Origin of the sequence: Embleya sp. NBC_00888 (genome assembly GCF_045207655.1) — a bacterium.
Lineage (GTDB): Bacteria > Actinomycetota > Actinomycetes > Streptomycetales > Streptomycetaceae > Embleya.
Window position 1 is genome coordinate 3,770,232 of record NZ_CP108785.1, and the last position, 18,554, is coordinate 3,788,785.

Annotated in this window: 18 protein-coding genes; 6 read left to right on the plus strand and 12 right to left on the minus strand. The window is 70.5% G+C overall.

Annotated features, from left to right (window positions below; genetic code table 11):
* The first annotated feature begins 1 nt into the window (after window position 1).
* Complete coding sequence (locus OG948_RS50725) at window positions 2–1,096, plus strand: ABC transporter substrate-binding protein (protein ID WP_331771845.1); 1,095 nt, start codon at window positions 2–4, stop codon at window positions 1,094–1,096.
* A gap of 87 nt (window positions 1,097–1,183) precedes the next feature.
* On the opposite strand, the gene panD is transcribed toward OG948_RS50725, so the two are convergent.
* Genes panD through OG948_RS50745 form a run of 4 tightly spaced genes read right to left on the minus strand, consistent with a single transcriptional unit; the run spans window position 1,184 to window position 4,553 of the window.
* Window positions 1,184–1,606, minus strand: coding sequence for an aspartate 1-decarboxylase (gene panD / locus OG948_RS50730; protein WP_331771846.1), 423 nt, complete (start codon window positions 1,604–1,606; stop codon window positions 1,184–1,186).
* A gap of 13 nt (window positions 1,607–1,619) precedes the next feature.
* Complete coding sequence (locus OG948_RS50735) at window positions 1,620–1,829, minus strand: MbtH family protein (RefSeq protein WP_331771847.1); 210 nt, start codon at window positions 1,827–1,829, stop codon at window positions 1,620–1,622.
* A 6-nt stretch (window positions 1,830–1,835) separates the two neighbouring features.
* Complete coding sequence (gene entS / locus OG948_RS50740) at window positions 1,836–3,188, minus strand: enterobactin transporter EntS (protein WP_331771848.1); 1,353 nt, start codon at window positions 3,186–3,188, stop codon at window positions 1,836–1,838.
* A 3-nt stretch (window positions 3,189–3,191) separates the two neighbouring features.
* Complete coding sequence (locus OG948_RS50745) at window positions 3,192–4,553, minus strand: lysine N(6)-hydroxylase/L-ornithine N(5)-oxygenase family protein (RefSeq protein ID WP_331771849.1); 1,362 nt, start codon at window positions 4,551–4,553, stop codon at window positions 3,192–3,194.
* Between the two features lie 159 nt (window positions 4,554–4,712).
* On the opposite strand from OG948_RS50745, the gene OG948_RS50750 reads away from it, so the two are divergent.
* Window positions 4,713–6,041 carry a salicylate synthase gene (locus OG948_RS50750; RefSeq protein ID WP_331771850.1) on the plus strand — a complete coding sequence of 443 codons (1,329 nt, stop codon included), beginning with the start codon at window positions 4,713–4,715 and terminating at the stop codon, window positions 6,039–6,041.
* Between the two features lie 136 nt (window positions 6,042–6,177).
* Here the strand turns inward: OG948_RS50750 and OG948_RS50755 are convergent, their stop codons facing one another.
* The 3 genes from OG948_RS50755 to OG948_RS50765 form a co-directional block, all read right to left on the minus strand.
* Window positions 6,178–6,954 carry an ABC transporter ATP-binding protein gene (locus OG948_RS50755; protein WP_331773569.1) on the minus strand — a complete coding sequence of 259 codons (777 nt, stop codon included), beginning with the start codon at window positions 6,952–6,954 and terminating at the stop codon, window positions 6,178–6,180.
* 331 nt (window positions 6,955–7,285) lie between these two features.
* Window positions 7,286–8,359 (minus strand): iron chelate uptake ABC transporter family permease subunit, encoded by a 1,074-nt coding sequence (locus tag OG948_RS50760; protein ID WP_331771851.1) that lies wholly within the window; start codon window positions 8,357–8,359, stop codon window positions 7,286–7,288.
* Window positions 8,356–9,327 carry a FecCD family ABC transporter permease gene (locus OG948_RS50765; protein WP_406300909.1) on the minus strand — a complete coding sequence of 324 codons (972 nt, stop codon included), beginning with the start codon at window positions 9,325–9,327 and terminating at the stop codon, window positions 8,356–8,358. Before OG948_RS50765 ends, OG948_RS50760 begins: the two co-directional genes overlap by 4 nt.
* A 234-nt stretch (window positions 9,328–9,561) precedes the next feature.
* On the opposite strand from OG948_RS50765, the gene OG948_RS50770 reads away from it, so the two are divergent.
* The 3 genes from OG948_RS50770 (at window position 9,562) to OG948_RS50780 (ending at window position 11,419) form a co-directional block, all read left to right on the plus strand.
* On the plus strand, window positions 9,562–10,413 hold the full coding sequence (locus OG948_RS50770) for a siderophore-interacting protein (RefSeq protein WP_406300704.1): 852 nt from the start codon (window positions 9,562–9,564) through the stop codon (window positions 10,411–10,413).
* 433 nt (window positions 10,414–10,846) lie between these two features.
* The gene (locus tag OG948_RS50775; RefSeq protein WP_331771854.1) at window positions 10,847–11,023 is read left to right on the plus strand and encodes a hypothetical protein; all 177 of its coding nucleotides are present in this window, start codon (window positions 10,847–10,849) and stop codon (window positions 11,021–11,023) included.
* A 27-nt stretch (window positions 11,024–11,050) separates the two neighbouring features.
* Window positions 11,051–11,419 carry an erythromycin esterase family protein gene (locus OG948_RS50780; protein WP_406300910.1) on the plus strand — a complete coding sequence of 123 codons (369 nt, stop codon included), beginning with the start codon at window positions 11,051–11,053 and terminating at the stop codon, window positions 11,417–11,419.
* A 153-nt stretch (window positions 11,420–11,572) separates the two neighbouring features.
* Here the strand turns inward: OG948_RS50780 and OG948_RS50785 are convergent, their stop codons facing one another.
* The gene (locus OG948_RS50785) at window positions 11,573–13,078 is read right to left on the minus strand and encodes an MFS transporter (RefSeq protein ID WP_331771855.1); all 1,506 of its coding nucleotides are present in this window, start codon (window positions 13,076–13,078) and stop codon (window positions 11,573–11,575) included.
* Between the two features lie 202 nt (window positions 13,079–13,280).
* The gene (locus OG948_RS50790; RefSeq protein WP_331771856.1) at window positions 13,281–13,880 is read right to left on the minus strand and encodes a TetR/AcrR family transcriptional regulator; all 600 of its coding nucleotides are present in this window, start codon (window positions 13,878–13,880) and stop codon (window positions 13,281–13,283) included.
* A 62-nt stretch (window positions 13,881–13,942) separates the two neighbouring features.
* Between OG948_RS50790 and OG948_RS50795 the strand changes: the two genes are divergently transcribed.
* Window positions 13,943–14,671 (plus strand): SDR family NAD(P)-dependent oxidoreductase, encoded by a 729-nt coding sequence (locus tag OG948_RS50795; RefSeq protein WP_331771857.1) that lies wholly within the window; start codon window positions 13,943–13,945, stop codon window positions 14,669–14,671.
* A gap of 89 nt (window positions 14,672–14,760) precedes the next feature.
* Here OG948_RS50795 and OG948_RS50800 read toward each other — a convergent pair whose 3' ends face one another.
* The 3 genes from OG948_RS50800 to OG948_RS50810 all read right to left on the minus strand — a co-directional run bounded on the left by OG948_RS50800 (window position 14,761) and on the right by OG948_RS50810 (window position 18,450).
* A complete protein-coding gene (locus OG948_RS50800) occupies window positions 14,761–15,339 on the minus strand; it encodes a hypothetical protein (RefSeq protein ID WP_331771858.1) in 579 nt (192 codons plus the stop codon).
* 187 nt (window positions 15,340–15,526) lie between these two features.
* Entirely contained in the window at window positions 15,527–17,542 is a 2,016-nt protein-coding gene (locus tag OG948_RS50805; protein WP_331771859.1) for a hypothetical protein, read from the minus strand.
* Window positions 17,539–18,450: a hypothetical protein gene (locus OG948_RS50810; protein WP_331771860.1), complete on the minus strand. Its 912-nt coding sequence runs from the start codon at window positions 18,448–18,450 to the stop codon at window positions 17,539–17,541. The genes OG948_RS50805 and OG948_RS50810 overlap by 4 nt, the downstream gene beginning before the upstream one ends.
* Window positions 18,451–18,554: the final 104 nt, after the last annotated feature.

Sequence of the window (18,554 nt, forward strand, 5' to 3'; positions counted from 1 at the left end):
CATGCGAAGAATCGCAGCGCCGCCCTTCGTCGGCCGCACCGCCGCCCGCCGCACCGGCACCGGCCGCCTCGCCGCGGCCGGGATAGCCGTGGCACTCGTGTTCGGCCTCGCAGCCTGTGGCGACGACGACAAGAAGGATGCCTCCGGCGCCCCGCCCGCCTCCGGTCCGGCGGCGGGCTCTCCCGGGACGGGTGGCGCGGCGGCGCCGACGTACCCGATCACGATCACCCACAAGTTGGGTACCACCACGATCAAGAAGGCGCCGAAGCGCATCGTCGCGCTGGGCGAGGGGGATCAGGACGCCGCGCTCGCGCTGGCGACCAAGCTCGCCGGCATGGTCGAGACGACCCCGCCGGACGGGGTGGCACCGTGGGCCAAGCCCAAGCTGGCCGGCGACAAGCCGCAGATCATCACGATGGGCGAGAACGGTGCTCCACTGGAGAAGGTGCTCGCGCTTCAGCCCGACCTGATCCTGGCGAACACCGACTACTGGGTCGAGCAGGAGTACGACAAGCTCAGCAAGATCGCGCCGACCACGGCGTTCGAGACCGGCCCCTCGCAGGACAGTTGGCAGCAGGTGACCCGGCAGGTCGGCAAGGCGCTGGGCAAGTCCACCGAGGCCGAGAAGCTGGTGACGGACCTGGAGGCCAAGATCGCCGGGGTGGCCACGAGCCATCCCGCGATCAAGGGCAAGTCCTTCGCGCTGACCAACGCGCAGAACGCGGGCACGGTCGCGGTGCTCAAGGACAAGTCGGACACCTCGGTGAAGCTGCTCGCCGGGTTCGGGATGACGTTCCCGGATGCCATCGCCGGTCTGCCCGGCGCCGGATTCGCGGCCGAGTTGAGCATGGAGCGGCTGGACGTGCTCGAAGTGGGCGTGCTGTTGAGCAACTACAACGCGGACGACGCGCTGAAGAAGGCGATCGAGGGCAACCCGCAGTTCGCCAAGCTGAACGTGGTCAAGCGTGGTTCGTACGTCCCGCTGGACTCCAACGACTTCTGGGCCCTGCGTGCGCCGACCCCGCTCGCCGTGGAGTACGTGATCGACAAGATCATGCCGCGCGTGGACGCCGCGGCCCAGGCCGCGAAGGGCTGATCGCGGGCACCCGACGGAATGCGAAGGGCCCCGACTCCCGTGCGACGCACGGGAGTCGGGGGCTCGGCCGTTCGAGGTCCGACCGGCTCAGAGTACGGCGACCGTGGTGCCGGCGATCTGTCCCGGCATGCCGGGCACCGGCTCGGCCGGGTCGGCGCCCAGTGCCACGATGCGGTTGTCCGCGTCGACGTGCACCACGCGCGGGCGATGCGCGGCCAGTTCGGCCTCGTCCAGGAGCGCGAACGCCATCACGATGACCAGGTCGCCCGGGTGGATCAGCCGCGCCGCGGCCCCGTTGGCGCCGATCACCCCGCTGCCGCGCGGGCCGGGGATCGCGTACGTGGTCAGGCGCGCCCCGGTGTCGATGTCGACGACCTGGACCACCTCGCCCTCGGTGATGCCGGCCGCGTCGAGCAGGTCCTCGTCGACCGTCAGCGATCCGACGTAGTGCAGGTCGGCCTGTGTCACCCGGGCCCGATGGATCTTGCCACTCAGCAGCGTGCGCAGCACCGGTGCTCTCCGCTCAGTTCTCGGTGGCAGCCACGAGGGAACGCGGCCGCATGTCGGTCCAATTGGTCTCGATGTGTTCCAGGCACTGGGCCCGTGCGGCGGGTCCGTGTTCGGCGCGCCAACCGTCGGGCACGTTCAGGAACGCGGGCCACAAGGAGTACTGGCCCTCGTCGTTGAGCAGGGCCAGGAACGTCCCGGAGTCGTCGTCGAAGGGGTTCGTCACGGCGGGTCAGCCTTTCGTGGTCGTCGATGTCGTCGGCGGCGTGGCGCCGGGGGAGGGGTCATCGGCCGCGGCGGGATCGGTCGGGGTCGCCGCCTCTGCGGCCGGCGTGGAGGTCGGTTCCGCGGCCCGCAGCGCGGGCAGCGCGGTGGCGACCGCGAGGACCGCGGCGACACAGGCCAGGCCGCCGGCCACGAGGGTGGCGCCGGGGCCGATCAGGCGGGCGACGCCGCCGGAGAGCGCGTTGCCGGTGGCCGGGCCCGCGGTGGCCTGGGCCAGCCACAGGCTGCCCACCCGGCCCTGGAGCCGGTCGGGCGTGTACTGCTGGAGGAGGGCGCGGCGCAGGATCTCGGAGATGGTGTCGGCGCCGCCGGCCACCGCCAGGACGAGCAGGCCGAGCCACAGGTGCCGGGTCAGGCCGAAGGCGGCGATCGCCGCGCCCCACAGTGCGGCCACCGCGATCAGGGTCACCCCGGGGCGTTGCACCCGCGAGACCCAACCGCTGGCCAGGGCACCGAGGAAGGCACCCACGGCGGGGGCGGTGTAGAGCAGGCCGACCGCCGTGGGTCCGCCGTCGAAGACCTCGTGGCCCATCTCGGGGAACAGGGCGTACGGCATGGCCAGGACGACGGCCGCCAGGTCGACGAGCATCAGCCCGCGGATGATCCTGTTCGCGCGTACGTGTCGCAGCCCGTCCAGGATGGCCTGCACGGGGTGCTGCGTGGCCGCGGTGTCGGCGTCTGCGTCCTCGTCGGGTTCGGGGTGCAGTTGCGGCAGTCGCCACAGCAGGGCCGCGCCGACCACGAACCCGGCCGCGTCGATCAGGTAGCACACCGCGACGCCCGGGCCGGCGGCGATCAGGCCCGCCAGGCTGGGGCCCACCATCGCGCCGAACTGGGTGGTCAGGGTGAGCAGTGCCCCTGCCGCCGCGAGGTGTTCGCGCCCGGCGAGGGCCGGTGTGACGGCCATCAGGGCGGGTGCGCCCAGGCCGCCGGCGATGCCGGCGGCGATGGCCGCGAGGTAGACGAACCACAGTTGGGGCTCGGGTGCGAGGGCGTTGCCGGCCAGCGCGAGCACGACGACCGCGGAACCGGCGCGGGTGGACAGGATGAGCCGGCGCCGGTCGGTGCGGTCGGCCAGTACGCCGCCGGCCAGCAGGCCCGCGCACAGGCTGACGCCGATCACCAGGTTGACCAACCCCACGTGCAGCGAGGACTCGCCCAGGTCGTAGACCTGGATGCTCGCGGCGACCGAGGTCAGCGCGGTCCCGAGCATGGACAGTGCGGTGGCGGAGAACAGCAGCCGGAACTCGCGATTGGCCCGCAGTGGTGTGATGTCGACCGCGATGTCGCCCAGGCGCACCGATCAACCCTGCCGGGAGGTGGGGATCAGGCCGTTCGCGATCGCGGTCGGGTTCTCGGTCGCGGTGGTGGGGTCCGGGCCGGAGCGGTCGTTGATGGAGGTGAGGATCTCGCCGGCGCGGACCGCGATGTTGGACAGCAGGGTGGAGCCGATGCCGTGGGTGTGCTCGGTGCCACCCTGAAGGTAGATCCCGGCGCTGAGCGGGGGTTCGGTGACCACCCGGTAGTCGCGGCCGAGGCGGGGGCGTCCGTACTCGTCGCGCACGCAGGCCCGGGCGGTGTTGCCGAAGAGCGCGAGTCCGTCGCCGGGGCGGTATCCCGTGGCGTAGACGACCACGTCGGCGCGCAGTGTCTCGGTCTTGCCGGTGGGCAGGAACTCGACGTCCACGTGCGCTGCTTCGGGGTCGTCCCGCAGGTCGACGACCCGGGAGGCGTGCCGGATGTACAGGCGTTGGCGGCCCTGGACGCGCTCCTCGTACACCCGCCGGTACAACTCTTCGATCAGATCGCCGTCCACGACCGAGTAGTTCGTGTTCCGGTGATACTCCGTCAGTTGCCGCTTGACCTGCTCGGGCGCCTCGAAGTAGTGGTCGACGGCCGCGGGGTCGAAGATCCGGTTGGCGAACGGGCTGTCGTCGGCGGGGGAGTAGCCGTAGCGGCTGAAGACCGCGTGCACCTCGGCGTCGGGGAAGCGTCGGTAGAGGTAGTCCGCGGTCTCGGCGGCGCTTTGTCCGGCGCCGACGACCACCGCGGTGCGCACGGTCGTCGGGTCGGTGGCGGCGACGTTGGGCACGAGCCGGGAGTTGTGCCAGACCCGGGCGGAGGCCTCGACTCCCTCGGGCAGGTGCGGCATCAGGCCCGGGGCGAGCACGACGTTGCGGGCGCGGTGGGTGGTGGGATCCCCCGCCACGGCGACGTCGAACGCGGTGATCCGGCCATCGGTGAGAACGGGCTCGACGGCCAACACCTCGGCGTCGTACCGCACATGGTGGGCCACCCGGGCGGCGGCCCATTCGAGGTATCCGTGGAACTCGGCCCGGAGCGGGAAGAACACCTTGTGATTGACGAAATCGACGAGTCGGTCGATCGAGTGAAGATAGTTGACGAAGCTGAAGTCACTGGTCGGATTGCGCATCGTGGCAAGGTCCTTGAGGAAGGAGACCTGCATCGTCGCGCCGTCCACGAGCATGCCGCGATGCCAGCCGAAGGTGGGCTGTTTCTCCAGGAACAGGGCGTCCACGCGGTGGTCCGACGAGGTGCGCGCGTTGTGTTCCTCGATCGCGACGGCGAGCGCCAGGTTCGAAGGCCCGAATCCGACCCCGATCAGGTCGTGAGTGGTCTTTCCGTCGTGCCGAGAGGAGGTCAACGAGCGTTTCCCTTCTGAGTGGTGGCCTCGAAGGGCACACGAAGCACTATTGCCTTTCAGTAGGGGAGGCTAACCTAACCTCGCGCGATGTGACCAGGGCTGTGGATCAATAGGTTAGCCTTGCCTAACCTGTCACTGTGCCGAATCGCGGAGGCTGTCGTGTCCGACTACGTCGAGCGGGAACTCCCTTTGTCCGAAGATCCTTTGGACCTGGCCGCAGCCTTGGCCGAGGCATCGTCGAGCATCGTGGGCGGCCGTGCGCATGTGGTCTACGAGCGGGACGACGAATGGTGCGTGGGCCTGGGAGCGCTCGTCGAGGTCGTGGTGACCAAGCACGAGGTCCGCTGTAGTGGCGGTGGCGGTGGTGACAGCGTGCGGTCGTGGGTCGACTCGCCGCTGCCGGTGGTGGACGAATTCCTGCGCGAGGCCCCGGTGTCACGCTGGCGCGCCTACGGGTGGGCCGGGTTCGAGTTCGCCTACCTTCAGGCTGGCATGCCGGAACTGGTGGGTGAAGAACCGTTGTTGCACCTTTTCGTTCCCCGCATCGAGGTACGCCTGAGGCAGGGCCGGGCACGAATACGCGCCGTCGACGCCGGGGAACTCGCCGCGGTCGTGGCACTGTTGACCGCACATCGACCGGCGCCGCGCAAGGATCCGGTGACCCTCGACGTCGCGGCCGGCGGCGCCGGCGAGTACCGCTCGGCGGTCGGCGCGGCGGTGGACGAGATCCGCGCACGGCTGCTGCGCAAGGTCATCCTGTCCCGGACCGTCGAGGTGCCCACACCGGTGGACATGGTCGGCACCTACCTCGCCGGGCGGCGCGGAAACACGCCCACCCGCTCGTTCCTGCTCGACCTGGGCGGCGTGTGTGCGACCGGCTTCAGTCCCGAGATCGTGGTGTCCGTGGACGCCGATCGCAACGTCGGCACCCAGCCGCTCGCCGGCACCCGCGCACTCGGCGGCGGGGAGGCGGCCGACCTGTCGCGACGCGACGACCTGCTCAGCGACGCCAAGGAGATCTACGAGCACGCCATTTCGGTCAAGGTCGCCTACGACGAACTGGTGCCGTTGTGCGACCCGGGCACGGTGATGGTCACCGACTATATGTCGGTCAAGCCGCGCGGCAGCGTGCAGCACCTGGCATCGTCACTGGTGGGCCGGCTCGCGCCCGGCGTCGGATCGTGGGACGCGTTCGCGGCGCTGTTCCCCGCGGTCACCGCGTCGGGCGTGCCCAAACCGGCGGCGTACCGCGCGATCCGGCGACACGAGACGGGTCCGCGCGGGCTGTACAGCGGCGCGGTGTTGACCATGGACCACGACGGGACGCTGGACGCGGCCCTGGTGTTGCGCACGCTCTTCCGGCGCGACGGCAGGACGTGGCTCCAGGCGGGCGCGGGCATCGTGGAACAGTCCGAGCCCGGGCGCGAGTTCGAGGAGACCTGCGAGAAGCTGCGCTCGGTGGCCGGCTATCTGGTGCCCGCGCACTGAGCGACGGGCGTCTTCGACAGGGGCGACAGGCGCGCCTTCGCGCCGCCGGGGATGCCGTGCGGCGCGAAGGGCGGGCATGGTGTACCGCCGGGTGGGAGCGAGGAGGGCCCCGTCGCGAGGTTTGTTCGACGCGGGTCTAGCGACGACCCCCGACCGGGATCACCAGTGGTGTGCCCGCGATGGGGCACTCGATCACCGCCGCGCGCAGGTCGAACACCTCGCGCACCAGCTCCGGCGTGACCACCTCGGCGGGCGGCCCGGCCGCGACCACCCGGCCGTCGCGCATCGCGATCAGGTGATCGGCGTACCGGCACGCGTGGTTGAGCTCGTGGATGACCATCACCACGGTCCGGCCCTCGGCGCGACCCAGTTCGGCCACCAGCTCCAACACGTCGACCTGATAGGCCAGGTCGAGGTAGGTGGTCGGTTCGTCGAGCAGCAGCACGGGGGTGTCCTGGGCCAACGCCATCGCGATCCATACCCGTTGGCGCTGCCCGCCGGAGAGCTCGTCGATGCCTCGACCGGCCAGCGCGTCCACGCCGGTGGCCTTGAGCGCGGCGTCCACGACGGCGTCGTCGGAGGAGGACCACTGCCGCCACCACCGCTGGTACGGAGTGCGACCGCGCGCGACCAGATCGCGCACGGTGATGCCCTCGGGCGCGGTCGGGGACTGGGGCAACAGCGCGAGCCGTTGGGCGAAGTCCCGCCCGGACAACCGGGAAACGCCCTCGCCGTCGAGCAGGACGGTGCCCTGACGCGGTTTCAGCAACCGGGCGAGGGCGCGCAGAGCGGTCGACTTCCCGCACGCGTTGGGCCCGACCAGGGCGGTCACCCGGCCGGCGGGGATGTCGAGGTCCAGGTCCCGGGCGACGATGCGTTCGCCGTAGCCGAGGGTGATGCCTTCGGCGGTCATCCCGGGGGCGGCGGTCGTCGCGGGGGTACCGGAGGCGTTCTTCGGCGGAGCGGAGGGAGGGGCGGCGTCCGGCGCGCCTTGCTCCGTCGCCGGTGCGGTGTGCTGCGTCGTGTGCTCGGCCTGCACGGACGGTCCGATCTGCGCGGCCTGCGCGGCCTGCGCGGCCTGCCCGGTCGGACCGGGCCGCTCGGCCGGTTCGATCGGCGCGGACTGCGCGACCGGTCCGACCGGTCCGACCGGTCCGACCGTTCCGGCGAGTTCGGCCGGCTCGGTTGCCTCCGTGTCGTCCGGGTGATCCGTCTGCTTCGTCTGCTCCGGCGCGGAACCCACGTCAGCCTCCCTTTCCGGCCCGGTTGTTCCGGGCGAGCAACCACAGCAGGTACGGCGCCCCGACGGCACCGGTGACGATGCCGACCGGGAGTTCGTTGGTGAACGCGGTGCGGGCCACCACGTCCGCCACGACCACCAGGGCCGCGCCGACGAGACCGCTCACGACCAGGGGCAACCCGGGGGTGCCGGCCAGTCTGCGGGCGATCTGCGGGGCGGCGAGCGCGACGAAGACCACCGGTCCCGCGCACGCGGTGGCCGCCGCCGTCAGTCCCGTCGCCAGCACGAGCAGCGCGATCCGCGAGCGGGTGACCGGCATGCCCAGGCTCGCGGCGGTGTCGTCGTCGAACTGGAGCATGCGGTACGGCCGCGCGAGCGCGATCGTCGCCGGCACCAGCAGCACGAGCGCATAGCCCAACCAGCGCACGTGGGTGTACTCGCGCCCGTCCAGGCTGCCGGTCAGCCACGAGGTGGCCCGGGTCGCGGTGTTCACGTCGACGCGCGCGAGCATCCAGCGGGTGAGCGCCGCGAGCATGCCGTTGACCGCGATGCCCACGAGCACGAAGCCGTACCCGGAGATGGTGCCGCCGCGAAACGCCAACAGATAGATGGCGGCGGCCGTCGCGAGCGCGCCGACCAGGGCGCCGAAGGGCACCGCGCCGTAGGTCGTGGACTGCGTGGTGCTCACACCGCCCAGCAGGATCGCCAGCACCGCGCCGGCCCCGGCGCCGGCCGTGATCCCGATCAGGTCCGGCCCGGCGAGCGGATTGCGGGTCACGGCCTGGAAGACCGCCCCGGCCATCCCGAGTGCGAATCCGACCAACACTCCCACCAGGGCCCGCGGGAGCCGGAGTTCGTGCACGACCAACTCGGCGTCGGCGGGACCCGCCCCGAACAGCCCGGTGACCACGTCGCGCCACGGCAGGTGGTAGTCGCCCAGCGCCAGTGACGCGATCAGGCCGACGAAGACGAGCACCGTCAGGCCGACGGCGGCGGCGAGCGTACGCGGGCGCACGGCGAACCCCAGGGGCCCGCGCTCCCAGCGCAGGACGCGCGGTGCGGGATCGGCAGTCTTCATCCGGCGTGTTCCCCGATCCTTCCGCGCCTGACCAGATATATGAGGAAGGGCGCCCCGAGGAAGGCGGTGACCACGCCGACCTCCACCTCCGTGGGCCGTGCGATCACCCGCCCGACCACGTCGGCGACCAGCAACAACACCGCACCGGCCAGCCCCGAACACGGCACCAGCCAGCGGGCGTCGGGACCGGTGAAGGCCCGCAGCACATGCGGCACCACCAGACCGACGAACACGATCGGCCCCGCGGCGGCGACCGCGGTGCCGGTCAGCAGGACGACCACGAGCGCGCCCAGCGCCCGGGTGGTGCCCGCCCGCGTGCCCAGCGTGGTGGCCAACTCGTCGCCGAGCGCCAGCGCGTTGAGCCGACCGGTCAGACTCAGCGCGAGGCAGATCCCGACCACGACGAACGGCACCAGGAACAAGGTGGTTTCGCTGTCCCGGCCGGCGAGCGAACCGACCGCCCAGGAGCGGTAGCGGTTCAGCGAGTCGGGATCGGTCAGCACGAGCGCGCCGGTCCCGGCCTCCAGCAGCGCGCTGACCGCGGCCCCCGCGAGCGCGAGCTTGGCGGGTGTCGCACCACCCACGCCCGCCCCGCCCACCAGATAGGCGATCGCACCCGCGATCGCCGCGCCGAGGAAGGCGAACCACAGGTAGCTGTGCGATCCGGTCAGTCCGAGCAGACCCACACTCGCCGCGACCGCGAACGCCGCACCCGCGCTGACCCCGATCAGACCGGGGTCGGCCAACGGGTTGCGGGTCACGTTCTGGGCGACGGCGCCGGCCATCCCCAGCGCGACGCCCACCAGGAGTCCCAGGAGCGTGCGCGGCACCCGCAGATCGCGAATCAGCCCGGCGTCACCGGTACGTTCGCCGCCGAGCATGGCGAGCACCTCGCTCGGCGCGACGTTGCGCGTGCCGATCGCCAGGGACGCGAACAGCGCGCCGAGCAGCAGCACGGCCAGCATCACGAGCAGCCCGACACGCGAGGAACGGCCGGGCGCGGCCCGGGCGTCGGACGCGGCGACGGCGGACGGGGCATCGGGGGAATCGACCCGGAGAGACACCCCAGTAAGGTAAGGCATACCTGAAAGACTTGCCCAGTACGCCCGGTTGCGACGCCGTACCGCCGGGCGTCGCACACGCAAGCCGATTCCGACCCGAGGCGCCGAGCAATCGGGACCGAAACGACGAGGGGGCATCCCATGGCGCGAGACGACCAGGCCGGCGACACCCGTGACCGTACCGGACGATCGCCGATTCGCACCTGTCGGGCCACGGTCGTGCGGTCGGCCGAGGTGACGCCGAGAATGTTGCGGTTGACGCTCGGTGGCGAGGAGTTGCGTACGTTCGAGGGAGGAAGGCAGGCCGACGAACGGGTCAAACTCTTCTTTCCGCCTCGGGGCGAACGCATACCGGTGCTGCCCGAATTCGGCCCCGAGGGCCTGATCTATCCCGCCGGCGCGACACCGCCGCACGCGCGCAACTACACCGTGCGGCGCTTCGACCCGGCCGGGCTCCAACTCGACATCGACTTCGTGATCCACGGCCACGGCCGAGCCGTGGAATGGGCCCGCGAGGCCCGACCCGGCGACGTGCTCGGGATAGCCGGCCCGGCGGTCGGTACGCTCCCGCCCGCCGACGCCGACCAGTTGTTGATCGCCGGGGACGAGACGGCGCTGCCCGCCGTGGCCTCGATTCTCGAACGCCTCACCCCCGGCACACGCGCGCACGTCTTCGTCGAGGTCGCCGACCGCTTCGAGGAGCAGCCCCTGAGCGCGGCACCGGGCACCGACGTGCGGATCCGATGGTTGCACCGGGACACCTCGACCGACCCCGACGACGACCAATTGGCCGACGCGGTCTGTGAATTCCCCTGGCCGGACGGCACCGTGCACGCCTGGGTCGCCGGCGAGGCACTCACCGTGCGCACCATCCGTCGCTACCTGCGCAACGAACGCGGTCTGAACCGGGACACCCTGCACGCGGCCGGCTACTGGCGCCGAGGCAAGACGGTGGAGGAGTGGCTGAACGAACCCCAGGACGCCGACGCCTGATCCCGCACGGGCGGGTCCGGACCCGCCGATCGAACCGGCGACCTCCGGGCGGCCCCCGCACCGCGCGACCTGTTGCCTCTCCTGGCGAAGGCCGTTCCCCCGGGCGGTGGACCCACCGATGGGGTGACCCGATTCGAGGTGGACTCCCCGCGAGTGCTCAGGACCGAGGCGAGCGTCTCCGCGACATACACCAACCGGAACGGCTCCTCCGCGCTCACTGTGGTGCTCACCCGTCCCGTCTTGGGCAGTCGCGCCGACCTTGAGGACGTCCCGGCCTGCGACAAGACGAGTGCGCAGGACGAGTGCACCCGCTCGGCGGAGCCCGACGGCGGCTCCTTGGTCGTGCGCAGGACGGCGACGACGGCGGAGAAGACCGAACAGGAGTTGCGCGTGGTGCACATCCGGCATCCAGCCCACGGCGTCCTGCGCCGGGATGAATCGTGTCCCCGACGGCCGGACCGTGGCCTTCACCGAGTACACCCACCAGCGCTTCGTCGACCTGATGCCGGGTGAACGCGGACAACGACGGGTCGCCACCCTGGGCAAGCCGCGTGACGTCGCGGACTTCACCCGCCGACTGCGTGCCTCCGGGCCCGATACGTACCGCTGACGGTCGACGGGCGGGACGCAGGGGCGCATCCTGCGCGAACGTCTCGGCGCCCGCTACGTCAACGCCGGATTCACCTTCGGCCAGGGATCGTTCAACGCGATCGACAAGAACGCCCCCGGCGCACCGTGGCGTCGCTTCACGATCGGCCCGCCCGCCACCCGCGCCGGCGAGGACGTCCTGGAGAGGGTCTCCCGACGTGACTGGTACCTCGACACCCGTGCCGCGGCCCCCGGCGTCGCGCACGACTGGATCGGGGCCGCGCACCCCACCCGCAACCTCGGTGTCGCCTGGCCCAGCGACGAATACGAGAACACTCGGCTGCGCGCGAGCTACGACATCCTCATCCACCTGCACCACATCGGCGCGACCCACCGGCGCGCCACCAACTCGACGTGATGGGTGGGGGTTCGGGGCGTGGGTGGGGCTTCGGCGGCGCTCCCGGCCCCGTCTCCGCACCCGCTTCCGTTTCCGCTCCTGCTTCCGCTCCTGTTCCTGCTTCCGAGCGCGCGTCCGTCGATGTGGGGAGGCCGGGGATGGACACGACCGGCCTCAATCGCTCGCCGAGCCGCGGTCGACCGAGGAGAGCGGCGGGGCGATGTCCTCGAGGGAGCGCCCTTCGGCGTTGATCGCGAGGAATCCGGCGACGATGCCGGCGGCCAGCATCAGGCCGGCGCCGATGCAGAACGCGAGCACGGTGTCCGCGACGTCGCCGGACTTGGTCAGGTCCGAGAAGACCAGGGGGCCGGCGATTCCGCCCGCCGCGGTACCCACCGCGTAGAACAGTGCGATGGCCGATGCCCGGGCCTCCATCGGGAAGATCTCGGAGACGGTCAGGTAGGCGCTGCTCGCGCCGGTGGAGGCGAGGAACAACACGACGCACCAACACGCGGTGAGCGTGGTGGCGTTCAGGTGCCCTGCTCCGAACAGCCAGGCGGTGACGAAGAGCGCGAGCGCGCTGCCGACATAGGTCGAGGTGATCATCACGCGTCGTCCGACCGAGTCGAACAACGGCCCCAGCAGCAGCGGACCGAGCAGGTTGCCGACGGCGATGACGGCGAAGTAGTAGCCGGCACGGTTGCTCGGCACGTCGTAGAAGGTTTCCAGGATCGACGCGAAGCCGAAGGTGATGGCGTTGTAGAGGAATGCCTGGCCGATGAACAACGACAGGCCCAGGACCGACCGACGCGGATGGTCCCGCACCACGCTGCGCGCGATCGCGCCCAGACCCGCGGCCTTGCCGGTGTCGATGGTCAACTCGCCCTCGGGGTCCGGCAATACGCGCTTCTCGCCGGTGCTTCGCGTGGTCTCGGCCACCACCTCCTCCTCGACCTCGGAGACCAGGCGTTCGGCTTGGTCGCCACGGCCGTGCAGGTAGAGCCAGCGCGGTGATTCGGGGACGTGTCGGCGGACCAACAGGATGACCAGGCCGAGCACGACGCCCAGCGCGAAGGTCAGACGCCAGCCGATGTCGGCGGGGAAGATCGAGGTGTCGAGCATCACCACGGACAGCAGCGCGCCGCCGGCGGCTCCGGCCCAATAGGTGCCGTTGACGGCGAGATCGACCCGGCCTCGGTAGCGGGCCGGCATGAGTTCGTCGATGGCGGAGTTGATGGCCGCGTACTCGCCGCCGATGCCCAGGCCGGTGATGAACCGAAAGAGGAAGAACATCCAGGCCTGGACGGACAGGGCGGTCAGCGCGGTGCCCACGAGGTACACGGCGAGCGTGACCATGAAGAGCTTCTTGCGGCCGAATCGATCCGTCAGCCACGCGAAGAACAGCGCACCGACACACGCCCCCGCGACGTACATCGCGGCGGCCGGCCCGGTGACCTGAGCCGCGGTGATGTCGAGCCCACTGTCCGATTCGGACAACCGGCCGGCGACGTTGCCGACCACGGTGACCTCGAGACCGTCGAGGATCCACACCGTGCCGAGGCCGATCAGAATGCGCCAGTGCCACCATGACCACGGCAACCGGTCCAGGCGGGCGGGAACATCGGTGGTGAGGGTTCTGCGTTCGTCCGACGCGCTGCCCGGGGTTGTCGCACTGGTCATGATCGCCGTCCTCCGATCGGGTCGCCTTCGCGGCTGCCCCGCCCCGACCCGGGAAAACCCCCACGAGGGCGCCGGGCTTCGTGTCGCGACCCACCCGGCGCCCCCTACTCCGGTGCCGCCAGGGGCCGTTCACGGCCTCGCCGAGCGCGCGGGAGCACAGGCCGTCGGCGTCCACGACCCGCCGCCGTCGCTCTGGTGATGCTCACTGTGAGCGAGGTTTGAGGAGTTCCTCGGTGAGGGTGTTCGGCAATTCGCGGGAGAGCGGCGACCGGGTCAGGGCGCGGTAGACGATCGGGCCGATGAGGGCGTCGATGGTGTCGTCGGGGGTGAGGGCGGGGGAGATCTCGCCTGCGTCGATGGCGTGTGTGAGCATGGCGCGTTCCCGGTCGCGGCGGGGGGCCAGGTAGCGGCGGTGCAGGCTTTTGGCCGTGTCGGGGTTGTGCTGTGCCTCGGCGATGAGCGCGAGCAGGACTTTGCCGGCGGGGTCGTCGGTGACGAATCGCGCGAAATCGCGTACGTAGCGGCGGATGCCGTCCGCCGTGGGCGTTTCCGTCGGGACGGGAAGAAGCTTTTCGCTGTCCTCGATGAGCGTGTCGAGGAGGATCTCGACCTTCGAGGGCCACCAGCGGTAGATCGTCTGCTTGGCGACGCCGGCGCGGCGCGCGATCGCCTCGACGGTCAGGGCGCCGAAGCCGTGTTCGACGAGCAGATCGTCCGCGGCGTGAAGCACGGCCAGGCGCGCGACCTCGTCGCGACGGTTGCCGGAGTGCGTCCTGCGGGGCTGGGGGCTGGCGGCGGGCATGCGGGACACGGTACCCGTCCGGCTGCGGCAATATAATCTTGCCTAGACGCAACGTCGCGTCTATGTTGAACTCCACTCACCGAGAAGGAGTCGATGTGTCCGTCACGTCCAACCGCCAAGCTCTCGTCATCGGAGCCTCCCGAGGACTGGGACTCGTCCTCGCCAACGAGCTCGCTCGACGCGACTGGCGAGTCACCGCCACCGCGCGCCGAAGCGGCGGGGAACTGCAAGCGAACGCCGATGCCTCGAACGGGCTGCTCGAGGTCGAATCACTGGAGATGACCAGCTCCGACGAGCTGGCCGCGCTGCGCGAACGCCTGGCCGGCCGGCGACTCGATCTGCTCTTCGTCAACGCCGCGATCGACCGAGGCAACCTGCCGATCGGCGAGGTCCCGACCGACATGTTCACCGAGGTGATGGTCACCAACGCGTTGAGCCCACTGCGTACCCTGGAGGCCCTCCGTGACCTCGTGGTGCCCGGCGGCACCGTCGCGGTCATGTCCTCCGAGCAGGGCAGCATCACGCGGAACACCGAGGACGGCTACGAGCTGTACAAGGCCAGCAAGGCCGCGCTGAACCAGCTCATGCGCAGCTACGCCACCCGCTACGCCGACGACGGCCGGACCAAACTGCTCATCGACCCCGGCCACAACCGGACCCGGCTCGGCGGACCCGACGCGCCCCTCGCCGCCGAGCAGAGCATCCCGGCCGTCGTCGACGTGCTGGAGGCGCACATCGGCGCCCCCGGCCTGCAGTTCCTGGATCGGCACGGCGAGACCGTGCCGTGGTAGAGCGCCGGGGCACGGTCCACAGCGAGCGAAACGGCGGCAGGGCATCGGGATCGTGCAGGTGACGCGTTGATCCGTTGAGCCTGTCGTCGTCACCCGGTGATCTTGCGGCGGCGGTGGTAGGCGACGGTGGCGATGGCCAGCAGCGGACCCCAGAGGAGGAGAGGGGCGTAGGCGGCGGTCATCAACCAGTAGTAACCGCCGTCGGGGGAGTCGGGGTGGCCCATGTTGTCGGGGTCGTTCCAACCGATGGCGCCGAAGACGGTGATCAGGGTGACCAGGACGGCGCCCGTCGCGGCGGGGATCACCGCGGCCAGGCGCGGAATGCGGCGGCCGCCCAGCCACGGGACCCAGCGGGGCATCACCTCGCCCCAGCGCTGGACCAGGCCGAGGGCGAGCAGACCGATGAGTTCGGCGAAGACGCTCAGGCCGATCAAGTAGAACGAGTACTCGCCGGGGTAGTCGGACTGGTGGAGCGGATCGCCCGCGGCGAACCCGCTCGGCATGCCGAAGGCGATCGCGGTGCGCCACAGGCCGGTCGGCAGCAGAGTGAGCGCGGCCCCCTTCGCGGCCCAACGGACCCGGCGGGAGACGACCGGGCCGGCGGGCGACTCGGGGGCGACGCCGCCGGCGGGCGACTGGGCGGGTCGGGCGATCGTGGCGGCGGTCATGTCTGCGTCCTTTTCGGGAGTCGTTCCTGCGATGCCTCAACCTTCGTCGGTGGGTGGGGCGGTGGACCATCCGCCGATCGGGAGACCGGATGGGACCGACATGTGGGATGCCTGACCCGATCGGCAGAGGCCGCGAAGGACTTCGACCACCTACTGCGGTGGAACGTCAGGGACCGCTCTCGACCTGCTACTCGTCCTCGTCCTCCTCGTCGTCCTCGTCGTCGTCCTCGTCCTCGTACTCCTCTGCGATGTCCGCGAGATGGCTGTAGAGCTCATCGAGGAGGGGCCGGTCGCCGGTCCACCACGGAGCGGCCTTACGGGTTCCGTGGGGCTCCTCGATCAAGGAGGAGTCGACGGCGCTCATCCAGGGATAGGCCTCGGCCGCTTCGAACTGTGAGTCCCAGTCGTCGGGGTCGTATTCCATTTCGTCGAGGCCGCGGATCCTGGGGACGGGTACCCGCAGTTGCTCGTGCTTCACCATCCAGGTGTTGCGGAAGAAGTCGAACTGCAGGTGGTGGCAGTCGTCCGTCTCGGTGAAGAGGATCGGTGGCACGAGGAAGTGGGCCGCACCGACGGTGGCCGCCACGTCGATGTAATTCGCGGGCATGCCCCCGGAGTTCCAGCACGCCGCGAAGTTCACCGGGGTGAGTGATTCCTTGCCGAGAACGTGGATCCGGTTGCCCCGCACCACGAACTTCTCCGGGTCCAGGACCACGTCCTGACCGAGCATGAGGATCGGCGCCGGCATGATGTGCGTCTTGGCGAAGGCCTGCGCTGCCTCGTTGAGGTCGACGATCTCGTCGAAGCGCGTGGCGTCGAACTCGCCCCAGGAGTGGAACGGACAGCACGCATCGTTCGTTTCCTCCGACTCGGGGAAGAGCAGGGACTTGTCGAAGGCCGCGACGACGTCCGCCGCGCGGTCGCCGCTCCCGTCTCGCCGCGCGGCGAGGAAGCCCGGGATCCAGTCCGTGCCCTTGGCCTCGATCACGGACGACACGCACTCGTCGCGGAATGCCGTCTCGCCGAGCTTGCAGTTGAAGTAGTCGAGCAGCGTGATCGCGGCGCATTCGGTGAGTGAGAGACCGGTGCTCTTGGCGAACCAGAAGTCGTAGCCGTTCGCGACGAAGTCCACCCCGCGGAACCTCTTGTGGACGAACGGCTCGCTCCCGCCGTGATCGGCGGACAGGCTGCCCCAGTGCGCGGCCGCGACCCGGTCGTAGTAGGTCTCGGCGTGCCGGGCGAGTTCCGGGGCGAAGACGCTCTCGCCGGTCAGGTAGCAGGCTTTGCCGAACAGCGCGCCGATGTCCGGGTCGTGCGCGATCTCGGCCTCGGCCTGATGGAAGACGAGTTCGGTGCGCAGGAAGACCTTGCGGCCGTCGCGGTAGGGCGCGCCCTCGTGTTCGTACCGCTGGTCGAAGATGACGCAGGTGAAGGCTTCGATGTCGGTGAGGGCGATACCCCCGGTGAGGTCGAGCGCGGGTTCGCCCGAGCCGCCGGTGAGGTAGAGCAGCACCGTGTACCGGGAGACGTGTCCTCGGACGCTGTCGTAGTAGGGGGTGTCCCGGTGGCGGTGGAAGTTGGCGTCGCCGGGCTCGAAGCGGTTGCAGCGGAACACCGGGTTGACGTGCGAGAAGCCGGCCGGGAGGGCGGTGGGCAACGCCTCGGATACCGCCTTGGTGAGGGCGTCGGCCAGCAGGGCCGAGTGGAAGATGAAGCGTTCGCCGCCGCGGGAGCCGGAGTTGAGTGGTGGGACATAGAGGTTCAGCCCGTCCAGGCCCTCGACGCGGGCGCGGGCGAGGTCCGGCAGGTCCAGGCGTGCCACATACGCGTCCCGGGTGATCTCGGTGGGCCCGGCGAGCGTGAGGTTCAGCGGGACGTTCGCGAACAGCCGGTCCAGGGGCACGATGTTCTCGAAGGTGCGGAACGACAACTCGTGCGGGTCCACGAACACGGCGGCCAGGTGCGAGGCTTCCTCGCCGGCGCGGGCGAACAGCTCGCGCACGCTCTCGTCGATGCGCTCCGCGTCGATGAAGCGCACCGCCTTGAAACGAGCCGTCGGATGCCAGGAGATCGCGAGTCCGTCGATCACGGCGACGGCCTCGGTATCGGTCGCGTCGACCTCGGCGCGATAGCGGGCCACCTCGTCCGGGGCGGCCGAGCCGGTCGACAAGGCAAAGAAGCGGTCGCGGAGTTCGGTGTTCACACGCTCCTCCAGAAGCTGCGCAGGGCGGTCGGGAGTCGAGAGGCGGATGCGAGCATCTGCGCACCGGCCTCGGAGACGTCCTGGCGGTGGAGCAGGAGACGCTTGAGGGAGCCCGCGAACGGAGCCTCGATCAGGGCCTGTACGCCGTCCGCGCCGATGTGGTTGTACCGGAGGTCGAGTTCCTCGAGTCGGTCGAGACGTGCCAGTGCGCGCATGCCCTCGCCGGTGATCCGATTGTGCTGGAAGTGCAGCCGCCGGACGTTGCCGAAGTTCCCGGAACAGGCCAGATCCACAGCGCCGTTGTCGCCGATGCCGCAATAGCGCAGATCGAGCGTCTCGATCAGTCCGGCCGAGGCGGCGGTGGCGAGGGCCGCGGCTCCGGGATCGCCGATCCGGAAGTACGAGAGGTCCAACTCGCGGATCCGGCCGAGGTCGAGGTCCGCGAGGGCACCGGGATCATGCGGTGGCGGCGGGAGCGGGAGGTCGTCATCGTCGAAGTCGGGCTCGTCGCTCCAGTATTCGGCGTCCGCCTCCTCGGCGACGGTGCCCGGCCGGATGCGCAGCGCGGTCACGAAGCGGCCCCGCAGGGCCTCGGCTATGCGCGCGGGCGTCTCCACCGGCCCGTTCACCGCCACCTTGGTGGCAAAGCCGTACACGCGCGCGACGGCCTGGACACCCTCCGGGAGTTCGGCGTCCCAGCTTCCTTCGTGCTCCCTCGTCAGTCGGTCGATCTCTGTTCGCAGTGCCTCGCGTCGGTCCTCCCGTACCTCGCGTACGAGGCGCAGTTCCCACTCGATCAACCTGCCCCGGGCGTCGCCCTGCTCCAGCAGCACATCGCTGTAGGCACGCCAGGCGGCGAGGTCGTCCGAGTCCGCACGCAGTAATTGTTCCAACGGCGTTGTTCTCATCCGGAACAACCTAAAGGTGGCTGCCGACAATCGACGACCACGCGCGCCTGGTGCTCACCCCGGGCCCGGGTCTGGGCCTCGTCCTCGCCTTGGCTCGGACTCGG